This window comes from Chryseobacterium sp. SG20098, from assembly GCF_031844745.1.
Lineage (GTDB): Bacteria > Bacteroidota > Bacteroidia > Flavobacteriales > Weeksellaceae > Chryseobacterium > Chryseobacterium cucumeris.
In genome coordinates this window covers 1,797,657-1,820,898 of sequence record NZ_CP134622.1, presented here as the reverse complement: position 1 = coordinate 1,820,898, position 23,242 = coordinate 1,797,657, and the positions used below count along the sequence as shown (strand labels likewise).

23 protein-coding genes are annotated in these 23,242 nt (G+C 36.2%); 12 read left to right on the top strand and 11 right to left on the bottom strand.

Annotated elements, in window-relative coordinates:
• The first annotated feature begins 37 nt into the window (after positions 1-37).
• Positions 38-679 (top strand): hypothetical protein, encoded by a 642-nt coding sequence (locus tag RHP76_RS08320; protein WP_311229942.1) that lies wholly within the window; start codon positions 38-40, stop codon positions 677-679.
• Positions 680-747: 68 nt separating this feature from the next.
• On the opposite strand, the gene RHP76_RS08315 is transcribed toward RHP76_RS08320, so the two are convergent.
• The 8 genes from RHP76_RS08315 to RHP76_RS08280 all read right to left on the bottom strand — a co-directional run bounded on the left by RHP76_RS08315 (position 748) and on the right by RHP76_RS08280 (position 10,100).
• Positions 748-2,046, bottom strand: coding sequence for a glycosyltransferase family protein (locus tag RHP76_RS08315; RefSeq protein ID WP_311229941.1), 1,299 nt, complete (start codon positions 2,044-2,046; stop codon positions 748-750).
• An 80-nt stretch (positions 2,047-2,126) separates the two neighbouring features.
• Entirely contained in the window at positions 2,127-4,667 is a 2,541-nt protein-coding gene (locus RHP76_RS08310) for a YfhO family protein (RefSeq protein WP_311229940.1), read from the bottom strand.
• Positions 4,668-4,698: 31 nt separating this feature from the next.
• Positions 4,699-4,929, bottom strand: a complete 231-nt coding sequence (locus RHP76_RS08305) for a hypothetical protein (protein ID WP_110010142.1) — start codon at positions 4,927-4,929, stop codon at positions 4,699-4,701.
• Between the two features lie 63 nt (positions 4,930-4,992).
• Positions 4,993-6,042 carry a DUF6263 family protein gene (locus RHP76_RS08300; RefSeq protein ID WP_062674392.1) on the bottom strand — a complete coding sequence of 350 codons (1,050 nt, stop codon included), beginning with the start codon at positions 6,040-6,042 and terminating at the stop codon, positions 4,993-4,995.
• Positions 6,043-6,057: 15 nt separating this feature from the next.
• A complete protein-coding gene (locus RHP76_RS08295; protein WP_311229939.1) occupies positions 6,058-7,176 on the bottom strand; it encodes a serine hydrolase domain-containing protein in 1,119 nt (372 codons plus the stop codon).
• Positions 7,177-7,178: 2 nt separating this feature from the next.
• On the bottom strand, positions 7,179-7,928 hold the full coding sequence (gene rlmB / locus RHP76_RS08290; RefSeq protein ID WP_062674398.1) for a 23S rRNA (guanosine(2251)-2'-O)-methyltransferase RlmB: 750 nt from the start codon (positions 7,926-7,928) through the stop codon (positions 7,179-7,181).
• A 113-nt stretch (positions 7,929-8,041) separates the two neighbouring features.
• Positions 8,042-8,515, bottom strand: a complete 474-nt coding sequence (locus tag RHP76_RS08285; protein ID WP_047434092.1) for a DinB family protein — start codon at positions 8,513-8,515, stop codon at positions 8,042-8,044.
• 250 nt (positions 8,516-8,765) lie between these two features.
• The gene (locus tag RHP76_RS08280; protein ID WP_311229938.1) at positions 8,766-10,100 is read right to left on the bottom strand and encodes a peptide-N-glycosidase F-related protein; all 1,335 of its coding nucleotides are present in this window, start codon (positions 10,098-10,100) and stop codon (positions 8,766-8,768) included.
• A gap of 235 nt (positions 10,101-10,335) precedes the next feature.
• Between RHP76_RS08280 and RHP76_RS08275 the strand changes: the two genes are divergently transcribed.
• The 11 genes from RHP76_RS08275 to RHP76_RS08225 all read left to right on the top strand — a co-directional run bounded on the left by RHP76_RS08275 (position 10,336) and on the right by RHP76_RS08225 (position 20,691).
• Positions 10,336-11,643, top strand: a complete 1,308-nt coding sequence (locus RHP76_RS08275) for an Ig-like domain-containing protein (RefSeq protein ID WP_311229937.1) — start codon at positions 10,336-10,338, stop codon at positions 11,641-11,643.
• Between the two features lie 272 nt (positions 11,644-11,915).
• Positions 11,916-12,920: an AAA family ATPase gene (locus tag RHP76_RS08270; protein WP_034695238.1), complete on the top strand. Its 1,005-nt coding sequence runs from the start codon at positions 11,916-11,918 to the stop codon at positions 12,918-12,920.
• A complete protein-coding gene (locus RHP76_RS08265; protein ID WP_062674402.1) occupies positions 12,920-13,378 on the top strand; it encodes a GNAT family N-acetyltransferase in 459 nt (152 codons plus the stop codon). Before RHP76_RS08270 ends, RHP76_RS08265 begins: the two co-directional genes overlap by 1 nt.
• A 67-nt stretch (positions 13,379-13,445) precedes the next feature.
• Positions 13,446-14,309 (top strand): DUF58 domain-containing protein, encoded by an 864-nt coding sequence (locus tag RHP76_RS08260; protein ID WP_062674404.1) that lies wholly within the window; start codon positions 13,446-13,448, stop codon positions 14,307-14,309.
• A gap of 58 nt (positions 14,310-14,367) precedes the next feature.
• The gene (locus RHP76_RS08255) at positions 14,368-15,264 is read left to right on the top strand and encodes a BatD family protein (RefSeq protein WP_311229936.1); all 897 of its coding nucleotides are present in this window, start codon (positions 14,368-14,370) and stop codon (positions 15,262-15,264) included.
• Positions 15,257-16,249 carry a VWA domain-containing protein gene (locus RHP76_RS08250; RefSeq protein WP_062674408.1) on the top strand — a complete coding sequence of 331 codons (993 nt, stop codon included), beginning with the start codon at positions 15,257-15,259 and terminating at the stop codon, positions 16,247-16,249. The genes RHP76_RS08255 and RHP76_RS08250 overlap by 8 nt, the downstream gene beginning before the upstream one ends.
• A complete protein-coding gene (locus RHP76_RS08245; RefSeq protein WP_062674410.1) occupies positions 16,249-17,256 on the top strand; it encodes a vWA domain-containing protein in 1,008 nt (335 codons plus the stop codon). The genes RHP76_RS08250 and RHP76_RS08245 overlap by 1 nt, the downstream gene beginning before the upstream one ends.
• Positions 17,257-17,355: 99 nt before the next feature.
• Positions 17,356-18,099: a TPR repeat aerotolerance protein BatC gene (locus RHP76_RS08240; protein ID WP_120231935.1), complete on the top strand. Its 744-nt coding sequence runs from the start codon at positions 17,356-17,358 to the stop codon at positions 18,097-18,099.
• Positions 18,099-19,838, top strand: coding sequence for a BatD family protein (locus RHP76_RS08235; RefSeq protein ID WP_311229935.1), 1,740 nt, complete (start codon positions 18,099-18,101; stop codon positions 19,836-19,838). The genes RHP76_RS08240 and RHP76_RS08235 overlap by 1 nt, the downstream gene beginning before the upstream one ends.
• A 44-nt stretch (positions 19,839-19,882) precedes the next feature.
• A complete protein-coding gene (locus tag RHP76_RS08230; protein ID WP_062674416.1) occupies positions 19,883-20,485 on the top strand; it encodes a MarC family protein in 603 nt (200 codons plus the stop codon).
• Positions 20,486-20,490: 5 nt separating this feature from the next.
• Positions 20,491-20,691 (top strand): hypothetical protein, encoded by a 201-nt coding sequence (locus RHP76_RS08225; RefSeq protein ID WP_047378522.1) that lies wholly within the window; start codon positions 20,491-20,493, stop codon positions 20,689-20,691.
• 310 nt (positions 20,692-21,001) lie between these two features.
• Here the strand turns inward: RHP76_RS08225 and RHP76_RS08220 are convergent, their stop codons facing one another.
• The 3 genes from RHP76_RS08220 to RHP76_RS08210 form a co-directional block, all read right to left on the bottom strand.
• Positions 21,002-21,970, bottom strand: a complete 969-nt coding sequence (locus RHP76_RS08220; RefSeq protein WP_311229934.1) for a chorismate-binding protein — start codon at positions 21,968-21,970, stop codon at positions 21,002-21,004.
• 159 nt (positions 21,971-22,129) lie between these two features.
• The gene (locus RHP76_RS08215; RefSeq protein WP_002977570.1) at positions 22,130-22,558 is read right to left on the bottom strand and encodes a PaaI family thioesterase; all 429 of its coding nucleotides are present in this window, start codon (positions 22,556-22,558) and stop codon (positions 22,130-22,132) included.
• A 69-nt stretch (positions 22,559-22,627) separates the two neighbouring features.
• Positions 22,628-23,224, bottom strand: coding sequence for a 1-acyl-sn-glycerol-3-phosphate acyltransferase (locus RHP76_RS08210; protein ID WP_120231932.1), 597 nt, complete (start codon positions 23,222-23,224; stop codon positions 22,628-22,630).
• Between the last annotated feature and the right edge of the window lie 18 nt (positions 23,225-23,242).

The window sequence follows — 23,242 nt, the reverse complement described above, 5'->3', positions numbered from 1 at the left end:
AGTTTTGGTGTTTTTTACCAATTTCAAAATGTAAAATATGAAAAAATTATTGATCGCGGTTTTCGCTCTTGGTATGATTGTAGCCTGCAAAAAAGAAGCCGGAAAACCTGTTCCCAGTGAAATAGATTCTATCGCACAAAATAAAACAGACAGTGCAGGTATTGTTCAGACTCATGCTGATAAAGAAGCCGCTTTAAAGCAGACTAATGATGAGGTTTTGAAAGCACTAAAGACAAAAAATTATACTACTTTTACCTCTTTGATTCATCCCGAAAAAGGAGTTCGTTTTTCAATGTACGCTTTTGTTAATCTGAAGGAAGATAAACATTTTTCTAAAGCAGATTTTGAAAAATATCAGCCTACCAAAACCTTGTTTACCTGGGGAGCACAGGATGGCTCGGGTGATCCTTATAAAGCAACTATCAATGATTATCTAGGAAAATGGGTGTTTTCTAAAGATTTTACAACATCACAATATTCGCTGAATAAATTTATCGGTGGAGGTAATTCCCTGAATAACTTAAAGGAAATTTATCCAAAAGCTGATTTTACAGAAAACTATATCAAAGGAACTGAAAAATCCGGTGAAATGGATTGGAAAACCGTTCGTTTTGTATTTGAAGAATTTCAGGGTAAATATTACCTGATTGCTGTTGTGAATGACCAGTGGACAATATAGAAGTTAGAAGTTAGAAGTTAGAAGTTAGCGACTGGAATAAACTTCCAGCCTCTAACTTCCTTTCTTTTTTATTTCAAAACTTCAGTCAGTTGCTGAGTAAGATTTTTTCTTGAAAACTGTTCAATATGCTGGGTGTTTTCAATAAGGCTGTCATTTTTCCACAGTTCATATTTTTCAAGAATAAACTTTTTAATGTTTTCTGTATCCTGATAACTGAAATGTTTTCCTGCCTGCGTCTCTTCCAGAATTTTTGACACATCAGCTTTGTCCGGACCGAAAGATAGAATCTGCTTTCCTGAAGCTAGATATTCAAATATTTTTCCGGGGATAATTCCTTTTGAAGCTTCGTTCGGGAAATTGGTAATAAGAAGGAGATTGGAATTCTGCATCTCTTCTACGGCTTTTCCATGAGAAAGATATCCAAGGTTCAGAATATGATTTTTCAGACTTGAATTTTCGATGGATTGTAGGATTTTATCATCTATTCTCCCTACAAATTTTAATTTAAAATCAGCAGCAAATTCAGCGTTTTCTTCGATAAGTTCATCAAGAGCTTTCCAAAGATTTTCGGGATTTCTGAGCTGTTCAAGAACCCCAATATAACTTAGAGTAAATGCTTGTCCATTTTGCAAATTTTGCCCTTTCGCTTTTTTACCAGAATCACTTTCATCATATCCATTCGTAATACAAACGGCATTGGCTCCTGCTTTTCTGAAGTTTTCCGCATCAGTGTAACTTGTAGCCAAAGTGATGTCTGCATTCTTAAATACAGCATTTTCCAGCTGGCGGTGTTTTTTATCCGAACTTTTAGTTAATTTCAGATGTTTGTAGTAAGAAATCTCTGTCCATGGATCACGGAAATCAGCAACCCATTTCAGATCCGGCATTTTATTTTTTAGCCCTAAACCAATCAAATGCAGAGAGTGTGGCGGACCGGAAGTAACGATGGTGTCTATTTTATTTTCTTTCAGGTATTTTTCCAGAAATGTAACGGATGGTTTTACCCAAAAAACTCTGGCATCAGGAATGAAAAAATTACCTCTTACCCAAATTGAAAGTTTAGATTTACAACTTTGGTTTTTGCCTACATCAAATTGTCCGGCTTTGAATTTTTTATTGCTCTTATTCAGTTTTTCAGCAAGCTGATAAGGTTCCCAGATTTTGGTTCTTACCATCTCGATATTTTCCGGAACATCTTTCATCAGTGTTTCGTCCAGCAATGGATAGCTTGGATTTTCCGGAGTATAGATGATAGGTTTCCAACCAAAATCAGGTAGATATTTTGCAAACTTCAGCCATCTTTGAACACCAGGACCTCCCGCAGGAGGCCAGTAATAGGTGATAATCAATATTTTCTTCTGTTCCATTTTTTACTTAATGGTCTTTGTCATTCTGAACCAAGCGTAGCGCAGTGAAGAATCTCATTGCGCAACACTATTTATATTGTTTAAGCATTCTGTTCAGCTACAATCTCTTTTTTCTTGTTCTTATTCATCCAGAAAAGTCCAAATGCAGCCAACAGGATAAATAATCCGAACGAAAGAAGAGAAAGCCATTTTCCTTTTTCAATCACTTCAGGTTCAAAAACCATTCTGATATGGTGGTTTCCTGCCGGAACATGTACGGCACGAAGCAAATAATCTGCTTTGATATAAGGAACTTCTTTCTCGTCTACTAACACTTTCCATCCATGAGGATAATAAACTTCAGAGAATACAGCCAATTGAGGTGTTTTCGACTGAGATTTAAATTCAAGTTCGTTAGGCTGATATTTCGTAAGAGTGATAAATGCTGTAGAATCTGCCTGAACAGGTTTGTTATCAAAATATGATTTGTCAGATGAAGCAATGACAGCTGTTTTCTTGTTGTCAATAGTCCCGATCGCTTTTATTTCCTGATTAGGAGTATCTACAAATTTTAAATCGCTTACAAACCATGCATTGCCATTAGCTTTAGGATTAGGAACAACCTGTGGCTGCTCAGGACCTCCGAAAACCATGTATTTAGCATTCAGTAAATTTAATACATTAGGTGTTTTTACACTGTCAATACTATTGATGTATTCATTCAGTACATCGTCATATCTTCTTAATTTTACAGCGTGATAACCGCCGATGGAAGCCTTAAAATAAGAGGTATTGGTTTCGCTGGTAACTCCTAATGTCTGGTTGTAAATTCTGTAGTGTGTTTTGTCTTTCTCAGCAATAGTTTCCAATGTTTTGTTGATGTTAACATTGGATAAAATAGATTCCAGGTTTGGATTTCCCTGTACTTTTTCAGCCAACAGGTCTGAACTTTCTGTCTGGAAAGGATTTTCAGCAAAGATTTTATCTACATAGTTTTCATCGTTTAAGTAACGCTTGTTTACCGTCCAAAGGTCAAATAAACTTACAAGCCCGATCACTACCAAAGCAATATTCTGATTAAGCTTTTTCTTTAAAGTTAAGAATAGAGCTGCCGCAGTAATCGCTACATAAATGAATGCTTTTATGGCATCTATTCTGAATAGTTTATATCTTTCATCTACAAGATAATCAAGCAGGAAAGGAGGGAAGTAGGTTTTTTCGTTTTCTGTAGCAAAACCTAACAATGATTTTCCAAAGATTAAAAGAATCAATAAAAATCCTAACGTTCCACCTCCTACATATATCAGAATTTTCTGCTTATACTCTTCAGTCAGTTTTTCATCTGTAAAGAATCTGTATAATCCCAAAATGGCAATTAATGGGAATAATAACTCTACTACCACTAAGATTGAAGAAGGAGCTCTGAATTTATTATAGAATGGTACATAATCGATAAAGAAATCCGATAATGGCATAAAGTTACTTCCCCAGGCCAGTAAAATGGTCAGGATGGAAGCTCCCAAAATCCAGTAACGGTATTTTTTTGAAGCAAAAAAGAATCCTAATAAGGCAAGGAAACATACGATAGCTCCCTGATAAGCAGGTCCTGATGTTCCCGGCTGGTCTCCCCAATAGGTTACTCCGCTGAAACCTTTGGAAATTCTATCCATTTCAGCCTGTGAACCTACATTTTCCTGAACCAGTTCCTGAACTCTGTTCATGATTTCTTTTCCTTCAGGTTCCTGGCTTCCTCCACCCATTAATCTTGGAATGAAAAGGTTTAAAGTTTCCAGCTGCCCATAGCTCCACATCAGCATACTCTCTTTGTCCATTCCGGATTTTCCTGAAGTATGGCTGTCGTTATTTAAAATCTGCTTTCCACGAACTGTTTCTTTTACATATTCAGAATTGGCCATGATTCTTTGTGAATTCATTCCAACCCCGATAACACATGACGCTGCAATAATTCCTGATGAAATAAGGAAGTGCTTCATCGGTGTCTTTTTCTGGATGGCTCTGATCAATTCAGAAAGGAATAAGAATCCTAACGCAATGAACAGATAATAGGTCATTTGTGGGTGGTTTGCAGCGATCTGAAGCCCCATAAAAAGGGTAGTGACGATGAATCCCCAGATGTATTGTTTCCTGATATACACCAGTAAAATTCCGGCTAACAGCGGTGCGAAATATTCAATGGTATTTACTTTACCATTATGTCCGGCTGCAATAATGATATAAAAATAAGTCGAAAGTCCGAAGAAAGTAGCTCCCAAAAGAGCATATTTCCAGTTTCTGACCACTATCATTCCCAAAAGGAAAAAACCTGCAAATAGCAGGAAGAGATAATTAACCGGCCTTGGCAGGAAATTCAGATTGCTGTCGATTTTTTTGATGATATCACCTTTAAACTGGCTTCCCATCTGATAAGTCGGCATTCCCCCAAACATGGAGTCACTCCAATAGGTTTCATTTCCGGTATTGGCTCTGTAGTCAAGCAGTTCTTTTGCTCCTCCTCTGTACTGTACAATATCATGCTGGAAAAGCTGTTTTCCTGAAAATACAGGAGTGGAATATAAAAATGCTAAAACTATAAATACTACTAATGAAATTGCAATATAAATTAAGTTTTTATTTTTTGCCATGCTGGTTATTATCTTTTATTTCTTGGAATTTTTACCTTTTGTCATTACTCTCTTTTACCTCTTCGTAGTCTACCGTTTCTGCATCCCACTTAAGGTTCTTTTTGTTATTCTTATTCGAGTTGTTGATGTCCTGCTGCCCGTTGTTTTGATTATTGTTATTAAAACGGTAACTATAGAATGTCTTAAAGAAAATTCTTTTCAGAATATTCCAGACAAAGAATATAATAATGGCAGTGAGTACTAACTCAAGAATGTACTTCATAATTTTTTTGTTTAAAGTTCAGGGTTTAACATGCAAACTTTAAACCCTGAATGTTTATTCAAGTTATTTAGCAGATGGGTTGACCATTACCGAAGAATTGGAAACGCTTTTCATAGATTGAGACTGTTTTCCATCTGAAATGGTTTCTATCTGAGTTGTTTTTACGTTGATATTCTGGTTGGTTATCCAGCCTGTGCTTTCATCAAACTTAATGGTTCCGTTCTGAACAAGCTCACTGCTCAGGCTGTGTGTGATAGGTCCCTGAGTTTTCTTTTCTGTTTTCTTGGGAATACCTCCGGTTACTGCAATTTCTGCAGCTCCGTTTCCTAAGCTTTTCATTACATAATTGGAGGTTACTTTAACAGCTCCGCTGGCGTCAGCATTTTCAGAAGTTGACCATTTTTCTCCGATTTTAACTCCTTTTTTAGGAATAATCATCAGGTTTTTATGGAACTGATCTTTCAGTACTTTTTCGTTGAATGACTGCTTAAGACTTGCTACTACGCTTGCTTTTTCATTGGCATCTTTGATAAGTGTACCAACTGCGTTACCTACTTTTGTGTAAACAGCATCAAATCCTGTAATAGAAATCACATTCCCTTTTGTATCCATCTTCATCTGAAGTTTGTTTCCGGTAAGCGCTTTGTTGACATTCCAGATCATTTTTAGATCATCTTCTTTTGGAAGTGGAAGTTTGGTGTCTACTACTACCGTTTTTCCCTGCGCAGATTGAGAGCTTCTCTTTGCTACAAGATTAAGAGTCATCTCATATACATTTCCTTTGATGTCATCCACTACAAAATTCATTTCATCTGTAGATTCGCTTGTTGCAGTGATAGATTTCCCTTGAGGATCTGTCATTGTTTTTACATCTCTCTGATAAGTGGTAAGAGGATATGTTTTACCTTTTTCCAGCTTGAAAGTCTGTGTAATAACTCCTGCAGAATCTTTGATAGCCGGGTTTTCTGCAACTTTCGCTACAGAATCAGCAGGAACTTCTACAGTTACTGTCTTTCCGGTTTTAGGATCTACTTTTGTTATTTTTGCCGTTTCTTTTTTACAAGACACAAGGGCTATTGATGATATAAGCGCAAGCGCTGCAATATTCTTCATTCGATTTTTTTAACTTTATTTTTTACTACTGTTTCTTAATATATTATCTGCAATATCATGTAGTTTCCCCTGGGATTCTCCATCCGATTCATTGGAAAGTACTACGACTCCCATGTTTTTTGATGGATATATCTGAAGAACACTTGAAAAACCAAATGTACCTCCTGTATGATAAACGGTTTGAGTTCCATCTTCATAGGTGTGCAATCTCCAATATAATCCAATAGCATCTCCTTCACTTTTTACAAAAGGAGTATGGGATGCTTTCACATGTTTATTGTTCTCATCTAGATGATACTGCATGTATTTCACAAGATCTCCCGTAGTAGAAATGATTCCTCCTGCGGGAGCAAAAATGGTTGTGAAATTTCTGGGCATTATCTTTCCTTTTTCGTTATAACGAGTCAATAGCTGTGCAGAATTCGTACCAATAATAGTATGATTCATTTTCAGAGGCTTTGTAATATACTCTGAAAGCAGGTTTTCATAGCTTGTATGATATACTTTTTCCAGGATATCCCCGGCAATCTGTGTTCCTACATTGGAATATTTATATTCTGTTCCGGGTACAAAATCCACTTTAGCCTGATGAAGATCCTCATAAAAATTCTTTTTTGAATAGTTTTTATAAAAATCCGACAATGCCAGGGCAACAGAGTCCATCGGTTTTTTGAACGTTTCAGACTGATTCGGTAAAAACTGAGGCAATCCTGATGAATGATTGGTTAGATTACCGATCGTTATCGGGTGCTTTTCAAATTCAAGATTAGGATAATTTCCTATATATTTCCGGATATCATCATCCAATTTGATTTTACCATCTACTAAAGCATGAGCAAGAAGTGTTCCGGTAAAGGTCTTTGTGATGGATGCAATCTCATATGGACTTTGGGAGGTTGGAAGCTCTGATTTCCCTATTTCCGTTGTCCCATAATTATAGAAATAACTTTTACCATCTTTAAAAATGCCTATTGAAATTCCTACACGTGCAGGATCCTGCATATAAGCAACAGCTTCTTTCTGAACCATCTTATCAAGATCAGTGGCAAGACGGTTGTCTGTTGCTATTTTTTTTATCTGCGCATTAAAAGCCAACGGGACAAAAAATAAAGGTAAAAGTGATTGTATTTTCATGGTTATGGATTAGGTATCACGGACATTTTCTGTCTTACCGCTTCATACAAAATCGCTCCACATGCTACAGAAACATTCAGGGACTGAGTTTTTCCTTCGATAGGAAGTTTTATTTTTTCATCAGCATGATGCAGTACTTCTTTAGAAATTCCGGTTTCCTCATTTCCCATAACGATAGCACATGGCTCAGTCATATTTACATCATAGATTAACTTCTGAGCTTTTTCGCTGGCTGCATATACGGAAATTCCGCTTTGCTGAAGGAAGTCTACCGTGTGGGCAAGATTGTTTTCCTTACATATTTTGATATTATAGATCGCTCCGGCAGAAGTTTTTATCGCATCGGAATTGATAGGAGCAGCTCCTTTTTCAGGAATAATAACTGCATCTATTCCTACGCATTCCGCTGTTCTGCAGATGGCTCCAAAGTTTCTTACATCGGTAAGTCTGTCCAGAATTAAAAGGAAAGGTGTTTTTCCCTGTTCGAATAATTGTGGAACAATATCCTCCACTTTATGAAACGGTACATCCGAAATAAAAGCTACCACACCCTGGTGGTTTTTTCTTGTAAAACGGTTCAGTTTTTCAACCGGAACATAATTGGGACGGATTTTATTTTTCGCTAAAATGGCTTTTAATTCAGCATAAATAGGACCCTGAAGTGCATTCTGCACAAAGATCTTGTCAATCGTTTTTCCCGCTTCAATTGCTTCAATCACGGGACGTAGCCCGAAAATAAAATCGTCTTTCATTGAAAATGTATTATATAGTTATAGAGTGAATGGTCAATCGTGAATTTTACTTTGTAAGTCAATTGGTTGGATGCCTATTCACTTCTGACCATTGACTTGCGTAGCAAGGTTCATTATCTCCCTTTCTCTCCTAAAATTGCTCTTTTCTGTGCCATCACGTACCCGTAATGAAGGCTTTCATGCATATTGTTGAAGATAATTGCATCCTGAATGCTTTTCAGATCCATGCCGAAACTTGTGGTGTAGGGTGTGTAATCTGAGAAGAAATCACTGTCATAATCCTTCATTAAAATCTTTGAAGTTTCTGTAAGTAAAAATTCTAAATCTTCCACTTCTGATTTCTGAACATTTAAGTTGGGTAAAGTTCCTTTTTTGTAGGTTTCAATCCAATACTTGTCAATACGGAAAGGATTTCCGCTCAGGTAATAGTGCAGTAGCTGTTGTGTAGCAACAGTATGTGCAATATTCCAGTAAATATTGTTGTTGAAACCATCCGGAATCAGGATCAGATCTTCATGAGATGTGTTCTGAAGGATATCTAAAAGGTTCTTTCTTACCTGTCTGTGTGCTTGAAAATGATAATTCATTTTGCAAAATTTTTAATCACCAAAAATAGTTTAATAAACTGGAAATGACAATTTTTTTGACTAGAGGATTAAAGTTAAAATTTTTTAACTATTTTGAAAAAGAGTGAAGTAAGGTTCATCTTTTGATTAGTTTTTATTGATATCAGAATGTTTTTTACAGTTAATTTTACATGATGATCAATAGAAAAACCCACTTGAGTGGAGTTTCAGAGAGGGTTTTGTTATTTTGTTTTTAAAAGATGTGTTAAAGTTACTTTTTTATGATTTTGTGTTTAAAGGCAGTTCCGTCTTTTAAAACAATATGTAAAAAATAAACTCCTGTGCTGTATGAGGAAAGATCTATTCTGTTCTCTTTATAAGTTTCGGAAAGTTTTCTTCCTTCTATATTGAAAAGGCTTATTGAGCTGACCTCTACTTTTGATTTTACATTCACAAAGTCAGCAGTAGGGTTGGGGTAAATATTCACATCTACTGTTTTGATCTCTTTTACATTCAAAGCTGTATTGCTTTTTCCCTGCATATAAACGGATAGCATGACATATCCCTGCTGTTGGTTGAAAACTGCAGTTGGAATTGTGTGTTTCAAAGTATGATTACCTGCAGTTAAGTTGGGTAATGTAAATTCTCTGATGGGAACAGAATTTCCGGGACACCAGTTATTCCATGAAGTCCAGTCAGCAAAAGTTTTAGGAGTAGAACCATAGATTCCGTTTCCTTGAGTATTGTATACACGGTACGGTTCACATGAAATACCTCCGGGAGTATAGGTGAGTACTTGTACGTCATCTATATAGGTGTAATTTTGTCTTCTGATATATTCTTCACCACCACTGTTAGCGCCATGAGGAGTTGATATTACGAAGAAGCGGGCATTGGTAACAGGGTCTGGAAGATTAAAAGTGACAATTCTAACGGTTTCCCCTGTAACATCAGTGTTGTTATAGTTATTAAGGGTGTTATAACTTAATATAGGTACAATGCTGTTGGTGTCTGTAGGGGTTGCTCCTGTATCCGTTGAGAAAAAGGTAAGAGTTCCTGAAAAAACATCAATTCTGTTTGCACAGCCTGAAACCTGCGTTTGTGCTGCATAGGGAACCCCGAAAACATCCAGTTCCATATAGAGATCATACATGCTGCGCAATGTTGTGTCATGGAATATGCTGTATAAATTGCTGACATCATAAGTGTAAGGAACTTCAGAAGGAGTCCTGTTTTTATTCATGAAAGGAGTAATATATCTGCCTATTTCAATTCTTTTGACATTAGTGTCATTGATTGTATAAGTAGCTTGATTTTTAGGAACCATTGCTAAGAAGACTTCTCCAAGACGGTCATAATTGTCACATAAAGGAGCAATGGTTACACGCATGGCAATTTTAGCTTTAAAAGCATCTAGTTCTACATCAGTAAGTTTTCTGGTATACCTGGCATTCGTCAGTCTTGTCAAACCGGCAGGTACAGGGTTGGATACCATAGTAGCATAGCCATCGTAGTATACTGCATCTGAAATTATATTGGTCATTGTCGTTTGGGCGAAAACGAGGTGGGTAATCAAAAAACTGGAAAAGAATAGCTTTTTATACATGTTATTGATGTTTAGTGTAAATATATGAAATATGTATTGAAATTACTTTTAATTTATTTTATTTTTATGTCTTGTTATTGTTTTGTTATTGAATGTGTATTGTTTTTAATATCGGATGTGTTTTTGTTTAAATTTTTTTTTGCGTTGAATTATATAATGAAATATTTTTTTTATTGCTATAATCATAGTATTTATTATTAAATTAGCATGGTATACCAGATTAATGTTATTAATAATGAAAAGATTTTTACTTTTAGCTTTGTTTTTTGTAGTGGTGGTGATTAACGCCCAAATCAATATCAATATTGGTAGTCCAAATGTTGGTGTTGCTCCTGTAAGCAGTTTTTTTTCCTATTCTTATGTACAGCAGATATATCCTAAGCAGGAAATTAACGCCAATGCTGCAGGCAATATTACAGGGCTTACATTTTATGTGGATCCTTCCTCTACAATTACTGAATCTTCAAACTGGACGGTATATCTCGGACATACGTCAAAAACTGCCTTTGCTTCCGGTACAGACTGGATTCCTGCAGCACAGTTGACTCAGGTGTTCACAGGAGCCGTAAGCAAGAATAATAATAAAGTTGAAGTTGTTTTTACAACACCATTTACTTATAATAATGTTGATAACCTGGTTGTTGCAGCAAAAGAGAATTCTCCGAATATCGATATCAATAATTTTGATGAAGCTTTTCATGTTTATTCACATATCCCTTACTCAACGTTGTATTATAAAGGAGATCGTGCAGTAGTGGATATTGCATCTCCTCCCGGAGGAATCAGGGCGGATTATAAATCGTCAGTTACCATTTCAGGCCTTATACCAAGTACCGGACCGGCATGTCCTTTTGTCGTTTATCCGGTAAATAATAGCCAGAATATTTCTTTAACTCCCAATTTCAGCTGGCTTCCGGCTTCAGGGGCTACATCCTACAAAGTTTCGTTAGGAACGAGTTCAGGAAGCTCTGATATTATTAATCAGCAAACAGTTTCAGGAAGTAGCTTTACCCCTTCCACAGCGCTTACAGCCGGAACAACTTATTATTTAAAAGTAACATCAGTGTCGGGGAATACAGAATCCTCAGGATGTTCTGAACTTGTTTTTAAGACTGTTCCTCCAATACCTGTAAACGATGCATGTACTGGAGCATTGCAGGCATTGGTATTTCCTTATTCTTATACTCAGAATGATGCTGTATCGACCACTAATAATGCCGGAAATATAAGCGTATGTACAAGTAATGGAGACACAGGAATGAACGATGGGACATGGTTTAAACTGACTGGTGATGGCAGTCAGTATACTATTAAAGTGACTATGCCTTCAGGCAGCAGCTATGATCCGCAGATAGGTGTATATAGTGGCAGCTGTAGTAATTTGTCATGTACAGGAACTGTAGACAATGGTGGCGGAGGTGCTGCTGAAACTCTTACGATTACCACAGTATCAGGAACAGAATATTTTGTAAATGTCGGAGCGTATGAAGATACTACTGATGCTCCTGAAAATATATTCACCATTACAATAAACAAGCTTTAAAACTAAATAATCAAGTTTCTGATTAAAAATAAAAATGTTGCAAAAGTGATTTTGTGACATTTTTTTATGGATAATGAGAAGAAAAAACGGGATGGTTTTATGAAGGGAATTTGAATTTCTGGATTTATTTATAGATAAGAAATTCAACATTATAGCATTAAATATCTCGTCAATGCCGGAATTTTTAACAAACTTTAACTCAAAAATGGCATTTATTATGTTGATTAATGCAAGTATTTATCAGAAATTTACCACTTATTTTAAATCAAGCTATGTCAGAGATATATCAAGCTGAAGATATCCGCCAATTGACGGAAAAAGTAAAAGAAAAAAACTACTTATTTTCTCTTCTGAGACAGGAAATCAACAAAGTTATTATTGGACAGGAATACATGGTAGACCGTCTTTTGGTAGGGCTTTTGGGAAATGGACACGTTCTTCTTGAAGGAGTTCCCGGTCTGGCTAAAACCTTAGCGATAAAAACACTGGCTGATGCTGTTCATGGAGATTTTTCAAGGATTCAGTTTACTCCGGATTTACTTCCTGCAGATGTAGTGGGAACCATGATTTATAATATCAAAGACAATGATTTCTCTATAAAAAAAGGACCTGTATTTGCGAACTTTGTTTTGGCAGATGAGATCAACCGTGCGCCGGCAAAAGTACAGTCAGCGCTTCTGGAAGTTATGCAGGAAAAACAGGTGACAATTGGTGACGAAACCATGAAGCTTCCAAAACCATTCCTGGTATTGGCAACACAAAACCCGATTGATCAGGAAGGAACTTACCTGCTTCCTGAAGCACAAAGCGACCGTTTTATGTTGAAGTGTACCATAGATTATCCTGCTTTTGAGGATGAAAGACAGGTGATGAGAATGGTTTCAACTTCACACCAACCAACGGTAAAACCTGTAATCTCCCTTCAGGATATTGTAGATGCAAAAGAACTGATCAATCAGATTTATCTCGACGAAAAAATTGAAAAATATATCCTGGATATGGTGTTTGCAACACGTTATCCGGAAAATTATGGGCTTTCTGAACTTAAAAATTATATCAGTTTCGGAGCTTCTCCAAGAGCATCCATTAATCTTGCTATCGCCTCAAGAGCTTACGCTTTCTTAAAAGGAAGAGCATTTGTCATTCCGGAAGATGTAAAAGCATTGGCAAAAGATGTATTGAGACACAGAATGGGATTGACCTTTGAAGCAGAAGCAGAAGAAATCACAACTGAGGAAATTATCAATAGAATTTTAGCAAAAATCCAGGCACCATAATGAGTGATGTAGTTGTAAGAAAAGCTGTTCTGGAAGACTGTTCTTCCATGCTTGATTTAATTAAAGAACTAGCGGAATATGAAAAAGCACTGCATGAAGTAACAGTGACTTTGGATGATTTTATTCAGGATGGTTTCGGAACTTCTCCTGTATGGGGAGCTTTCGTGGCAGAATATGAAGGAGAAATAGTTGGAATATCCCTGTATTATGACAGGTATTCAACCTGGAAAGGAAGAAGGCTGTATCTTGAAGATCTTGTAGTAACTGAAAAGCTAAGAGGAAAGCAGATTGGAAAAAAATTATTTGATGCAACACTGGAATATGGTCAAACCAATAATTACAGTGGAATGGTATTTCAGGTATTGAACTGGAATGAACCAGCCATCAATTTTTATAAAAAGTATAATACAAAGTTTGACAATGAGTGGTCGAACGTATCCATTGAGTTTATAGACTAACCCAAAACCCGGATCCCGACACCAACATTAAACTTTGAATGTTAAACCTTGAATTTTGAATTCGTCTATGCAGATAAAAGATATTGTAAAAAAAGTAAAGCAGATTGAAATCCGTACCAGAAAAAAGACGGAGGCTGCTTTAATGGGGCAATATCACAGCGCCTTTAAAGGGCAGGGGATGACTTTCTCGGAAGTTCGACCGTATCAGTTTGGAGATGAAATCAGAAGAATCGACTGGAATAAAACCGCACGTTTCCGTGAGCCATTTGTAAAAGTAATGGAAGAAGAAAGGGAATTGACAATGATGATTCTCGTAGACATTTCCGCTTCTATGGATTATGGAACAAAGGTTCAACTGAAAAGAGAATATGTAGCTGAAATTGCAGCCAGCTTAGGATTTTCAGCCGCTGGCAATAATGATAAAGTGGGCTTGATTTTGTTTGCAGATAAAGTATATAAAGTTATTCCTCCTCAAAAAGGAAGAAAACACATTCTTTCCATTATCAGTAATATTCTCACTGCAGATTATGTTCCGGCAGAATCTAAAATAGATAAGGCAATGGAATATATGATGGGGATTTTCAAAAGGAAATCTCTGGTATTTTTGTTTTCAGATTTTGAAGATGCCTATGATTCCAAAATGCTGAGAGTGGCCTCAAAGAAACATCAGTTGCTGGGAATGAGGATTTATGATGAAAAAGATAATGAGATTCCTGATGTAGGCTACGCCCGTTTACTTGATGTGGAAACCGGAAAAGAAATATGGGCCAATACTTCCAGTGCAAGATGGCGATATACCTTTGCGGAAGCTCAAAAACAAAAACTGAGAGCTCTGGAAGAAGATTTTGCCAACAGCTCTGCCAGTCTTATGAATATCAGTACCGGCTCAGATTATTCAAAATTATTGTATAATTACTTTCAGAAAAAATAACATCGGGCTTAGCTCGTAACTAAAAAACAGAAGGCATTTTGCCTTTATTATTTTAACATTGAGAAAAATACTTTTAATATTATCTTTTCTGATCTGTGCAAATGCTTTTTCACAGATATTATCCTCTAACGTAGAAAAGAAAACCCTTGCTCTGGGAGAAATCAATCATCTTACCATAAAGATTGACAATCTTAATGAGCAACAGGTTACTTCAGCAGCTAAGAATGAGCTGTTGCCTTTTCATTTTGAAGAAACCAAAGACAGTATCGGGCAAACGGCTAACACCTATGAAAGAAAGATCGAATTTGCTGTTTTTGAAGAAGGAAAATTTACCATTCCTGAACTGGAATTCAAAGTAGGAGATAAAATACTTAAAACAATCCCTTACGAAATAGATGTCATTAATACGGCTCAAAAAGCAGATCAGATCAATGACATCATGAATAATAAGCAGGTGAAACTTGAACCCAAAGATTATTGGGAGCTTTATAAGTTTTATATTCTTGCAGCATTGGCTGGTATTGCACTGGTTATTGCCATTATTATATTTGTAAAATGGGGAAGAAAATCAAAGAGCTCTCCTGTAGTGGCTACCAATCAGACCTTAAAAGAGCTTGATTCTCTTAAAAAGAAAAAATATATTGAAGGAGGAAACTTCCGTTCGTTTTATGTGGAACTGATTGATATTTCCAGAACCTTCATTACAAAACAATATCGCCTTCCGGCAGATGTACTTCTTACTGATGATCTTATAGATGTCATGAAAAAAAATAATACAATCTCGCAGGACAACGAAAAAATAATAGAAGATGTTTTCCTTAGGGGAGACCTGGTAAAATTTGCCAAAACCTTCCCGGACCAGGAAACAATGGAAAGAGATTTTGCCAATATCAGAGATTTTGTGAAAAGATCATCCAAAGATTTAGAATTCGAAAACTTAAGAAAGGATGTTTAATTTTGAGTTTTACAGCCCATGGTTTTTGCTGCTTTTTCTGCTGTTTATTCCACTTTTAATTAAAGATATTGGAAGAAGTAAAAGAAAAGGTATAAAAGTTCCTACCATAAAGAATATGGATCACAGCGGGAGTATCCAGGGTGTTCTTTTTTTACTGAAAATATCAAAATATATCATTCTTTCTGCGTTGATTATTGCGATGGCAAGGCCGAGAACGTTTACCATTTCTCAGGACAGAGATGATACAAAGGGAGTGGATATTATGTTATCTATTGATGTTTCTCTAAGTATGCTGGCGAAGGATTTGACCCCGGACCGAATTACTGCCCTAAAAGATATTGCCGTAAAATTTGTTCAGAAGCGTCCGAATGACAGGATAGGGGTGGTAGCATATGCTGCAGAAGCTTTTACTAAAGTTCCGGTTACCTCAGATCATCAAGTGGTTATTGATGAAATTAAAAATCTGAATTCTGCAGGTCTTGAACCTGGAACAGCCATTGGGGAAGGCCTTTCTGTAGCAGTGAATCATTTGATTAAAAGCAAGGCCAAAAGTAAAGTGGTCATACTGATGACGGATGGAGTAAGCAATATTCAGAATGCGATTCCTCCACAGCTTGCCGCTGAACTGGCAAAGAATAATAATATAAAAGTATATTCAATCGGAATCGGGACCAATGGTTATGCGCTGATGCCTACATCGCAGGACATTTTTGGAGAGCTTATCTTTACCGAAACAGAGGTTACTATTGATGAAAATACCTTGAGAGAAATAGCACAGACTACGGGAGGCAAATATTTCAGAGCTACCTCAAACAGTAGTCTGGAAGAAGTATACAATGAAATCAACCAACTGGAAAAATCTGATGTGAAGGTTTCCAAGCTGTACAATTATGAAGAATATTTCAAAATATTCCTTTGGATTGCACTGGCTATGTTGGTGTTGGATGCATTGTTGAGATGGGTGTTTTATAAAATTTTAAGCTGATGAGTTGGTCTTTAGGAAATTATTGGTATTTATTTTTACTGTTGCTTCTGCCGCTGTTAGCTACGTTTTTGATCCGTTTTCTACAATGGAGAAATAAAAAGAGAGAAATTTTTGCTGCGAGCCAGTTTCATGAGAATTTATTTGAAAAAAGATCAGGATTTACAAAGTTTTTTCCTGCATTATATTTATTGGGAACATTATTTCTGATATTCTCTATCATTGACCTTTTGAACGGTTCAGAAGAAGTGAAAAGTACCCAGAAGCTGAACAATGTAATCTTTATGCTGGATGTATCCAATTCTATGAATGCTGAGGATATAGAACCAAGCCGTCTGACGGAAGCCAAAAATCTGATGCTGGCTACCATGAAGAAAATGAATAATGATAAGGTAGGTATTGTGATTTTTGCAGGGAATGGAATGTCTATTATGCCTCTGACAACTGATTATAATTCTGCGGAAACTTATATCAGCGGTATTGAAACCAGTTCTATGCAGATTCAGGGAACGGATTTTCTGAAAGGAATGCAGGCTGCTGCTGAAAAATTTAAAAACGTAAGCAAAGGATCCAGAAAAGTGATTCTGCTGAGTGATGGTGAAGATAATGAAGGAAATGATAACGCTGCCATCAGATTAGCTAATAAAGAAGGAATAAGCATTACTTCCGTAGGAGTGGGTACAGATGAAGGTGCTCCGGTTCCGGAATATGTGTTCGGACAATTAATGGGATATAAAACCGATGCCAACGGTAGTACGGTGATTTCAAAAAGACAGACCGAAGCATTAAAGAAAATGGCTGAATCTACAGACGGAACTTATATTGATGGAAATAATATCAATGAAGCTCCGGACAGAATTGTAGATGCAGTTAATAAAAAATCGGCAGGTGCAGAGACAATGGTGAAATCGCAGAATGCCAATCATTATTATCAATATTTTCTTGCGGTATCTCTTCTGTTTTTCTTTTTAATTTATATTTTTAATCCTAAAAAAGATTTTAATGTGTAGAATTCCTTTATTTATAGAAGAAATTCTACAAGTACTTTAACCGAATTTTAACAAATAAAACTCTGTTTCTTAACATATAAAGGAATAATTTTGCAAGTGATGAATACTAAAATCATATTTTTATCGTTTATTGTTGCCATTTCATTCTCAGGCTTCATGTTTGGGCAGGAAAGCTATAGGAATTTAGTATATGAAGGCAATCAGAAATTTGACGGTAAAGATTATGATGGAGCCTCCTCCAAATATATGGAAGCGATAAAATCCAATGATAAAGATTTTACCGCTCATTACAATATGGGGAATGCGTTGTATAAAAGTAAAAAATACGAAGAGGCAAAAGCAGAGTTTGAAAAAGCAGAAAAACTTTCACAAACTCTTCCCGATAAAACGGCTGCTCTTCATAATTTAGGGAATGCTTACATGCAGATGAATCAGCCTGAAAAAGCTGCTGAATATTATAAGAAAGCTTTGAAGCAGGATCCCCACAGCGAGGTAACTCGAAAAAATTATGAGATTGCCAAACTGAAAGAGAAAGAAAAACAACAGCAAAAAAACGAACAGAATAATTCAGGAAAAGGTGGCGGCGGAAATGATCAGAACAAAGGGGATGATCAGAAAGGCGACAAAGACAAAAAACAGGATCAGGGTAACGGCCCGCAAAACGAAGGCAAAAGTGACCAGGGTGACAATCCTAAGCAGAATCAAAATAATGAAGGCAGAATGCCCAAAAATCTTGAAAATGCGATCTTAGATAAAATAAACGAAAAAGAAAAAGAAACCGCCAGAAGAATTTTAAACAAAAATTCTTATTCGATGCCTGAAAGCAACGAGAAAGATTGGTGATGCAGCACAAATTGATTTACATATTGCTTACTCTTGCATCCGTAATTACTTACGGACAGGTAAATCTGTCTATGGATGCAGATAAAACAGAGTATGCAGGTAAGGATATTATCAATCTGACCATTGTTCTTGAACTTAACGGAAGTGATCTTGTACAGCAGACAGGTTTTCAGCTTCCGGATCTTTCAAAATTTAATATCATAGGAAGTGGATCTGTAACCAATACCGTGATTGATCCTGCTACCAATACTTTAATTACCCAGAAAGTTTCCAGAATTGCCCTTGAGCCTAAGAAAAAAGGGAAAATAAAAATCGGTTCCGTTCTTGTTACCGTAAACAACAGAATCTATAAAACCGAACCTTTTGATGTCAATATCCGTGATATTGTCGACAGAAGATCATTGGCAGCGAATACCTCCAATGATGTTTATCTGAATATGGAAATTGATGATCGGGATGTCTATCAGGATCAGCCTACGGTAGCCGTTCTGAGAGTGTATTCAAGAAATATGGATAATCTGAGAAAGGTGAAAAATATTCATCTTCCGAAACAGGATAATATCAACGTACATCCTATCAATTTTGATAAGTCTGAGATAGATCCTTCAGGATACGGCAACATGCCTTCACAGGTTCTGGCTATGTTTATGGTTTTTCCGAATGAAGCAGGGTATGTGGAAGTTCCCGGAGTATCTGCTTCAGTAAGTACCTATTCAAATAAAACAAAAATTGTTTCCAATAAAGTTAAAATCAACGTAAGAAAGCTTCCTGAAGGAGCTCCTGAATGTTTTAAAAATGCTGTTGGGAACTTTAATGTCAACGTATATAATGCTTCCAAGGAAAAACCGGAAGCGAAAAAACCTCTGAATGTGGTAGTAAAAGTTTCAGGTGAAGGTAATTTACCGGATATGGAACTTCCTAAAATTGCCGCCTCTCCGGATTATGAAGTTTTTGCCCCGAAAATTACCTCTAAAGTAGCTCCTGGAACTTCAGGAATGAAAGGAGAGATCCTGGCTAATTATGTGATTATTCCTAAAAAATCGGGTGTCATTTCAATTAAAACAGAAGAATTCGCTTTCTTTGATCCTGCGAGTAAAGAATATGTAGATCTTGGACAGAAAACACTGGATCTGAATGCATTTTCTCACGATCAGATTCTTGAGGCACGCTCTACTGTAGAAAAAGTAAACGAATACACCAATAATCTTCTGGAGACGGTAAATACTCCCGTATTAAAAACCACTTCATTCAAAGTAAAAGAAAAAAACAAATTCCACTGGAATATTCTTTTGACCAATATAGCTATTCTGATAAGCTTATTTGTTGGATATCTGTTATTTAAAAATTGGCAAAAAAAACGTACATTAGTTAGGGAAACTATACCGTCAAAACCTTTAGGTTCAGTGGCCGAAACAGAAAAAGAGATAAGAGAATTGATGAAAACTGATATCAATGATTATTTCGGATATCTGGAAAATCTTAAAGATAACGGAGAGTATGAAAAGTTCTTTGCAACTCTTGAAGAATTGGATGAAGAAGTAAGAGGACAGTATTTTCAGGCGTCTATCCCGGAGTTTAAGGATTTTCTTGAAAAGCACAAAGGTTCTTCGGTTGCAGAAGAATACAGTAAACTGCAGCAAAAAGTTCAGATGGAAAAATACAATCCTGTGAAATCTGCCGAAGCTCTTGAAGAACTTTTGAAAACTATTGTTAATTTATATTCACAAATTAGCAAATAATCAGTTTATTTTCATATTTTTGCGAAATTTTTAATTACAAAGAGATGGAAATTTTTGATGGTTTTTCTTTTAAAGAGATTGTTACCAGCTTTATGGTTCTTTTTGCCGTGATCGATATCATTGGCTCAGTTCCTATTATCGTAAGCCTTCAGCAGAAGTTCGGACAGATTGAAGCTGGAAAGGCAGCCATTACTGCCGGAGCTATTATGATTGTTTTCCTGTTCGTAGGAAATAAGATTCTTAAGCTTATCGGAGTGGATGTAAATTCCTTTGCTATTGCCGGAGCTTTTGTGATTTTTGTCATAGCGCTGGAAATGATTTTAGGAATTGAAATTAATAAAACCACTGAGGCAAAGGCTGCATCCATTGTACCCATCGCATTTCCATTGGTTGCCGGAGCTGGAACGTTAACAACTGCACTCTCTCTTAGAGCTGAATTTCATGATATTAATATTATCTGCGGAATTATTCTTAATACAATTTTCGTATATTTGGTGCTGAAATCAGCGAAATGGCTGGAGAAGAAAATTGGGGATGCTACTTTGATGATCCTTCAGAAAGTTTTCGGAATTATCCTTTTGGCAATTTCAATTAAATTATTCACCGCAAATTTTGCCCAGTTGGTGCAGAATTATATTAATTTTTAAGAGTCATGAAGAAGTTTTATAAAGTATTTTTAGTACTGTTCATTGTATTCATCACCATTAATCTTTATGCTATTAACTGGCAGGCGACAGATATCTTAGGAGATGAAGATAACGTTAGATTTGCATTCTCAGCTGGAGCTGCTGCAATAGGTCTTATCCTGCTTTTCGTAATGGATACATGGAGTAGAATCGGTTTAAAGAAATAAATTGAATATTTCAATATAGATATAGCCTCTTTCTTTTTGAAGGAGGTTTTTTAATGGGGTTATAGATTGCAGCTTTCAGATAAAAGGTAGCATGAATCAGGGATTAGGTTTAGTATAAATATCCATATCTGCTTTTCCTATTCAATAGGGACGGGCTTTAGCCTGTTCAGGAAAAAGGATAAAGAGACCAATTGGTTTTAGCCTAAACCTATATAAGGCAAAGTCCGCAGAAGGACTATAAATCGTTCTCAAAGGCGTTTACTTAGCATAATACAGGTTTCTGTAGAATCTGTGGGCAAATCTAAAAATATTAGGAAACAATCAGGTTTTTCAATATCGCCTCAGACTTTAGTTCTGTTTCTCTCCATTCTTTTTCCGGATCACTTTGAGCTGTTATTCCGCCTCCTACAAAAACATGTACGGAGTCTTTATAAAGTCTTGCACAACGCAGATTGACAAAATACAGGATACTCTCATCCGTTTCAACCTTGATATAACCTGCATAAAATTCACGGGGGAATTTTTCATATTTACGGATATTCTCATTGCAAAAATCTTTTGGAATACCACAGACTGCAGGAGTAGGGTGCAGCTCCTGAATAATTTTATCAAGATCTTCAGGTTGTATACTGGTTTTAAAATCTGTTCGTAAATGTTTGATATTACCGGAAATATGGTCATAGGTTTCTGACTGATCTATATTGTCAGAATAATTTGCCAGAATATTCTGAATATAATTGGTAACCGGCTTTTGTTCTTCAATTTCTTTTTCGGACCACTCCTCAGATACCGGGAGAGTTCCGGCAAGGGCCATGGTTTCAAATTCGTGCGTAGTTTTATTAAACTTCCCTAATACTTCCGAGAAAGCTCCCATCCATGCATTTTTTCCATCATTAAAAAGATATCTGAAAGCATTGGGATATGATTTACATAAGTTTTTAAAACTCTCTGTATAATTGACTGTATGAAAATTTGTAAATATTTTCCTTCTTGAATAAACAAGTTTTGGCAAATTGTTTTCTTTGATGACTTTAATTACTTGCTGTAAAGTTTGGCAGTATTCTTCTTTGGTTTCAGCGTAATAATTTGTGGTATCATCATTCAAAACTTCATTGGTAATCAATTTTTGATCAACTTCATTGGGGGGTATTTCAAAAATATCTCCGCTGAAGCTAATCTGATCTAAGCCATTATAAGAAAAAAAGTTAACTGCATTTTTACTACTTTTTTCATCTGCAGACAATAATCTTTCGCCGAAGGGAAGTTTGAAATAAATCATGAGCTATGAAGGAATTTTGGAAACCAACAGCCGGAAATAATATAGGAAATTCCCAGCGTAACTTTTCTTTTTGCAAAGGTATTACTAGTCTAAAAGATGTCAAAATAAAAAGAGCTTAAATTTAGTTTAAGCTCCTTATTTTTTATGTTGCAGTAAGTATTACCTGTGAATAATATTATTCGTCATTGTGGTATGATTAATTAAAACTCCTTTTTCATCACGAATTTCAATTTCTGATACGTGCATGGTCTTACCTTTTCTGATAAAGCGTGCTGTAGCAGTTACAATACCATCTTTTTTGCTTCTTAAATGGTTAGAATTGATGTTGGTTCCTACTCCGTAATATTTTTCGCCATCGATAAAAATATTAGACAGGCTTGACCCTAAGGTTTCAGCTAAAACACAGCTTGCTCCTCCGTGCATGATTCCAAAAGGTTGGTGAGTTCTTGGCAGAACAGGCATGGTTGCAGTAAGGGTTTCATTTTCGAGATCAATATCAATGAATTTGATTTCAAGTGTTTTGGCAAGAGTTACATCTCCCCAGTTATTGATGAATGCTAATATTTCTTCTTTTGTCTGACCTTTCATTTTAATAATTGATAAATGGTAATTAATTTTGCTTCTAGCTTCTAGCTTCTAGCTTCTAGCTTCTAGCTTCTAGCTTCTAGCTTCTGACTCAGTTCCCATAATATTAGGATTCCAGTTTTCCGGTACTTTAGGAACAATATCATTTTTTACATAATAGTCCTGAATTTCCTGCATGATTTCTGAAAAGGATACGGAGGCTATTCTTTCATAAGGTATAGTGTAGCCCAGGTAAACAATTTTTCTTTTAAAATCACCTGCTGCCAGCACAATAGGAACTTTAGCTGCCAAAGCCATGTGATAGAATCCTTTTCTCCATTTCGGTACCCAGCTTCTGGTTCCTTCCGGAGTAATCACAAGACTGAAATCTTCTTTGGAAAACTGGTTGGCTACGAAATTTACAAGATCGTTTTTCTGGCTTCTGTCGATACCAATACCTCCAAGTCCTTTTACAATACTTCCATACCATGCTTTGGTGTGTGCATCTTTAATGATAATTTTTAAAGGTTTTTCCAAAGACCAATAGGCGAAATTTCCTAAAATGTACTCCATATTATGGGTATGTGGTGCTACCACTAGGATACACCTGTTCAGATTGTTGACATCGCCCTGAAGAACGACTTTCCAACCTAATACTTTTAACATTGCTTTGCCTAACAGCTTTTTCATAGATTTCTTGGATTAAAA

Bases quoted from the DNA above. Each gene is read 5' to 3' on its own strand.
- RHP76_RS08320 (WP_311229942.1), top strand. From the start codon at position 38: ATGAAAAAATTATTGATCGCGGTTTTCGCTCTTGGTATGATTGTAGCC.
- RHP76_RS08315 (WP_311229941.1), bottom strand. From the start codon at position 2,046: ATGGAACAGAAGAAAATATTGATTATCACCTATTACTGGCCTCCTGCG.
- RHP76_RS08310 (WP_311229940.1), bottom strand. From the start codon at position 4,667: ATGGCAAAAAATAAAAACTTAATTTATATTGCAATTTCATTAGTAGTA.
- RHP76_RS08305 (WP_110010142.1), bottom strand. From the start codon at position 4,929: ATGAAGTACATTCTTGAGTTAGTACTCACTGCCATTATTATATTCTTT.
- RHP76_RS08300 (WP_062674392.1), bottom strand. From the start codon at position 6,042: ATGAAGAATATTGCAGCGCTTGCGCTTATATCATCAATAGCCCTTGTG.
- RHP76_RS08295 (WP_311229939.1), bottom strand. From the start codon at position 7,176: ATGAAAATACAATCACTTTTACCTTTATTTTTTGTCCCGTTGGCTTTT.
- rlmB (WP_062674398.1), bottom strand. From the start codon at position 7,928: ATGAAAGACGATTTTATTTTCGGGCTACGTCCCGTGATTGAAGCAATT.
- RHP76_RS08285 (WP_047434092.1), bottom strand. From the start codon at position 8,515: ATGAATTATCATTTTCAAGCACACAGACAGGTAAGAAAGAACCTTTTA.
- RHP76_RS08280 (WP_311229938.1), bottom strand. From the start codon at position 10,100: ATGTATAAAAAGCTATTCTTTTCCAGTTTTTTGATTACCCACCTCGTT.
- RHP76_RS08275 (WP_311229937.1), top strand. From the start codon at position 10,336: ATGAAAAGATTTTTACTTTTAGCTTTGTTTTTTGTAGTGGTGGTGATT.
- RHP76_RS08270 (WP_034695238.1), top strand. From the start codon at position 11,916: ATGTCAGAGATATATCAAGCTGAAGATATCCGCCAATTGACGGAAAAA.
- RHP76_RS08265 (WP_062674402.1), top strand. From the start codon at position 12,920: ATGAGTGATGTAGTTGTAAGAAAAGCTGTTCTGGAAGACTGTTCTTCC.
- RHP76_RS08260 (WP_062674404.1), top strand. From the start codon at position 13,446: ATGCAGATAAAAGATATTGTAAAAAAAGTAAAGCAGATTGAAATCCGT.
- RHP76_RS08250 (WP_062674408.1), top strand. From the start codon at position 15,257: ATGTTTAATTTTGAGTTTTACAGCCCATGGTTTTTGCTGCTTTTTCTG.
- RHP76_RS08245 (WP_062674410.1), top strand. From the start codon at position 16,249: ATGAGTTGGTCTTTAGGAAATTATTGGTATTTATTTTTACTGTTGCTT.
- RHP76_RS08240 (WP_120231935.1), top strand. From the start codon at position 17,356: ATGAATACTAAAATCATATTTTTATCGTTTATTGTTGCCATTTCATTC.
- RHP76_RS08235 (WP_311229935.1), top strand. From the start codon at position 18,099: ATGCAGCACAAATTGATTTACATATTGCTTACTCTTGCATCCGTAATT.
- RHP76_RS08230 (WP_062674416.1), top strand. From the start codon at position 19,883: ATGGAAATTTTTGATGGTTTTTCTTTTAAAGAGATTGTTACCAGCTTT.
- RHP76_RS08225 (WP_047378522.1), top strand. From the start codon at position 20,491: ATGAAGAAGTTTTATAAAGTATTTTTAGTACTGTTCATTGTATTCATC.
- RHP76_RS08220 (WP_311229934.1), bottom strand. From the start codon at position 21,970: ATGATTTATTTCAAACTTCCCTTCGGCGAAAGATTATTGTCTGCAGAT.
- RHP76_RS08215 (WP_002977570.1), bottom strand. From the start codon at position 22,558: ATGAAAGGTCAGACAAAAGAAGAAATATTAGCATTCATCAATAACTGG.
- RHP76_RS08210 (WP_120231932.1), bottom strand. From the start codon at position 23,224: ATGAAAAAGCTGTTAGGCAAAGCAATGTTAAAAGTATTAGGTTGGAAA.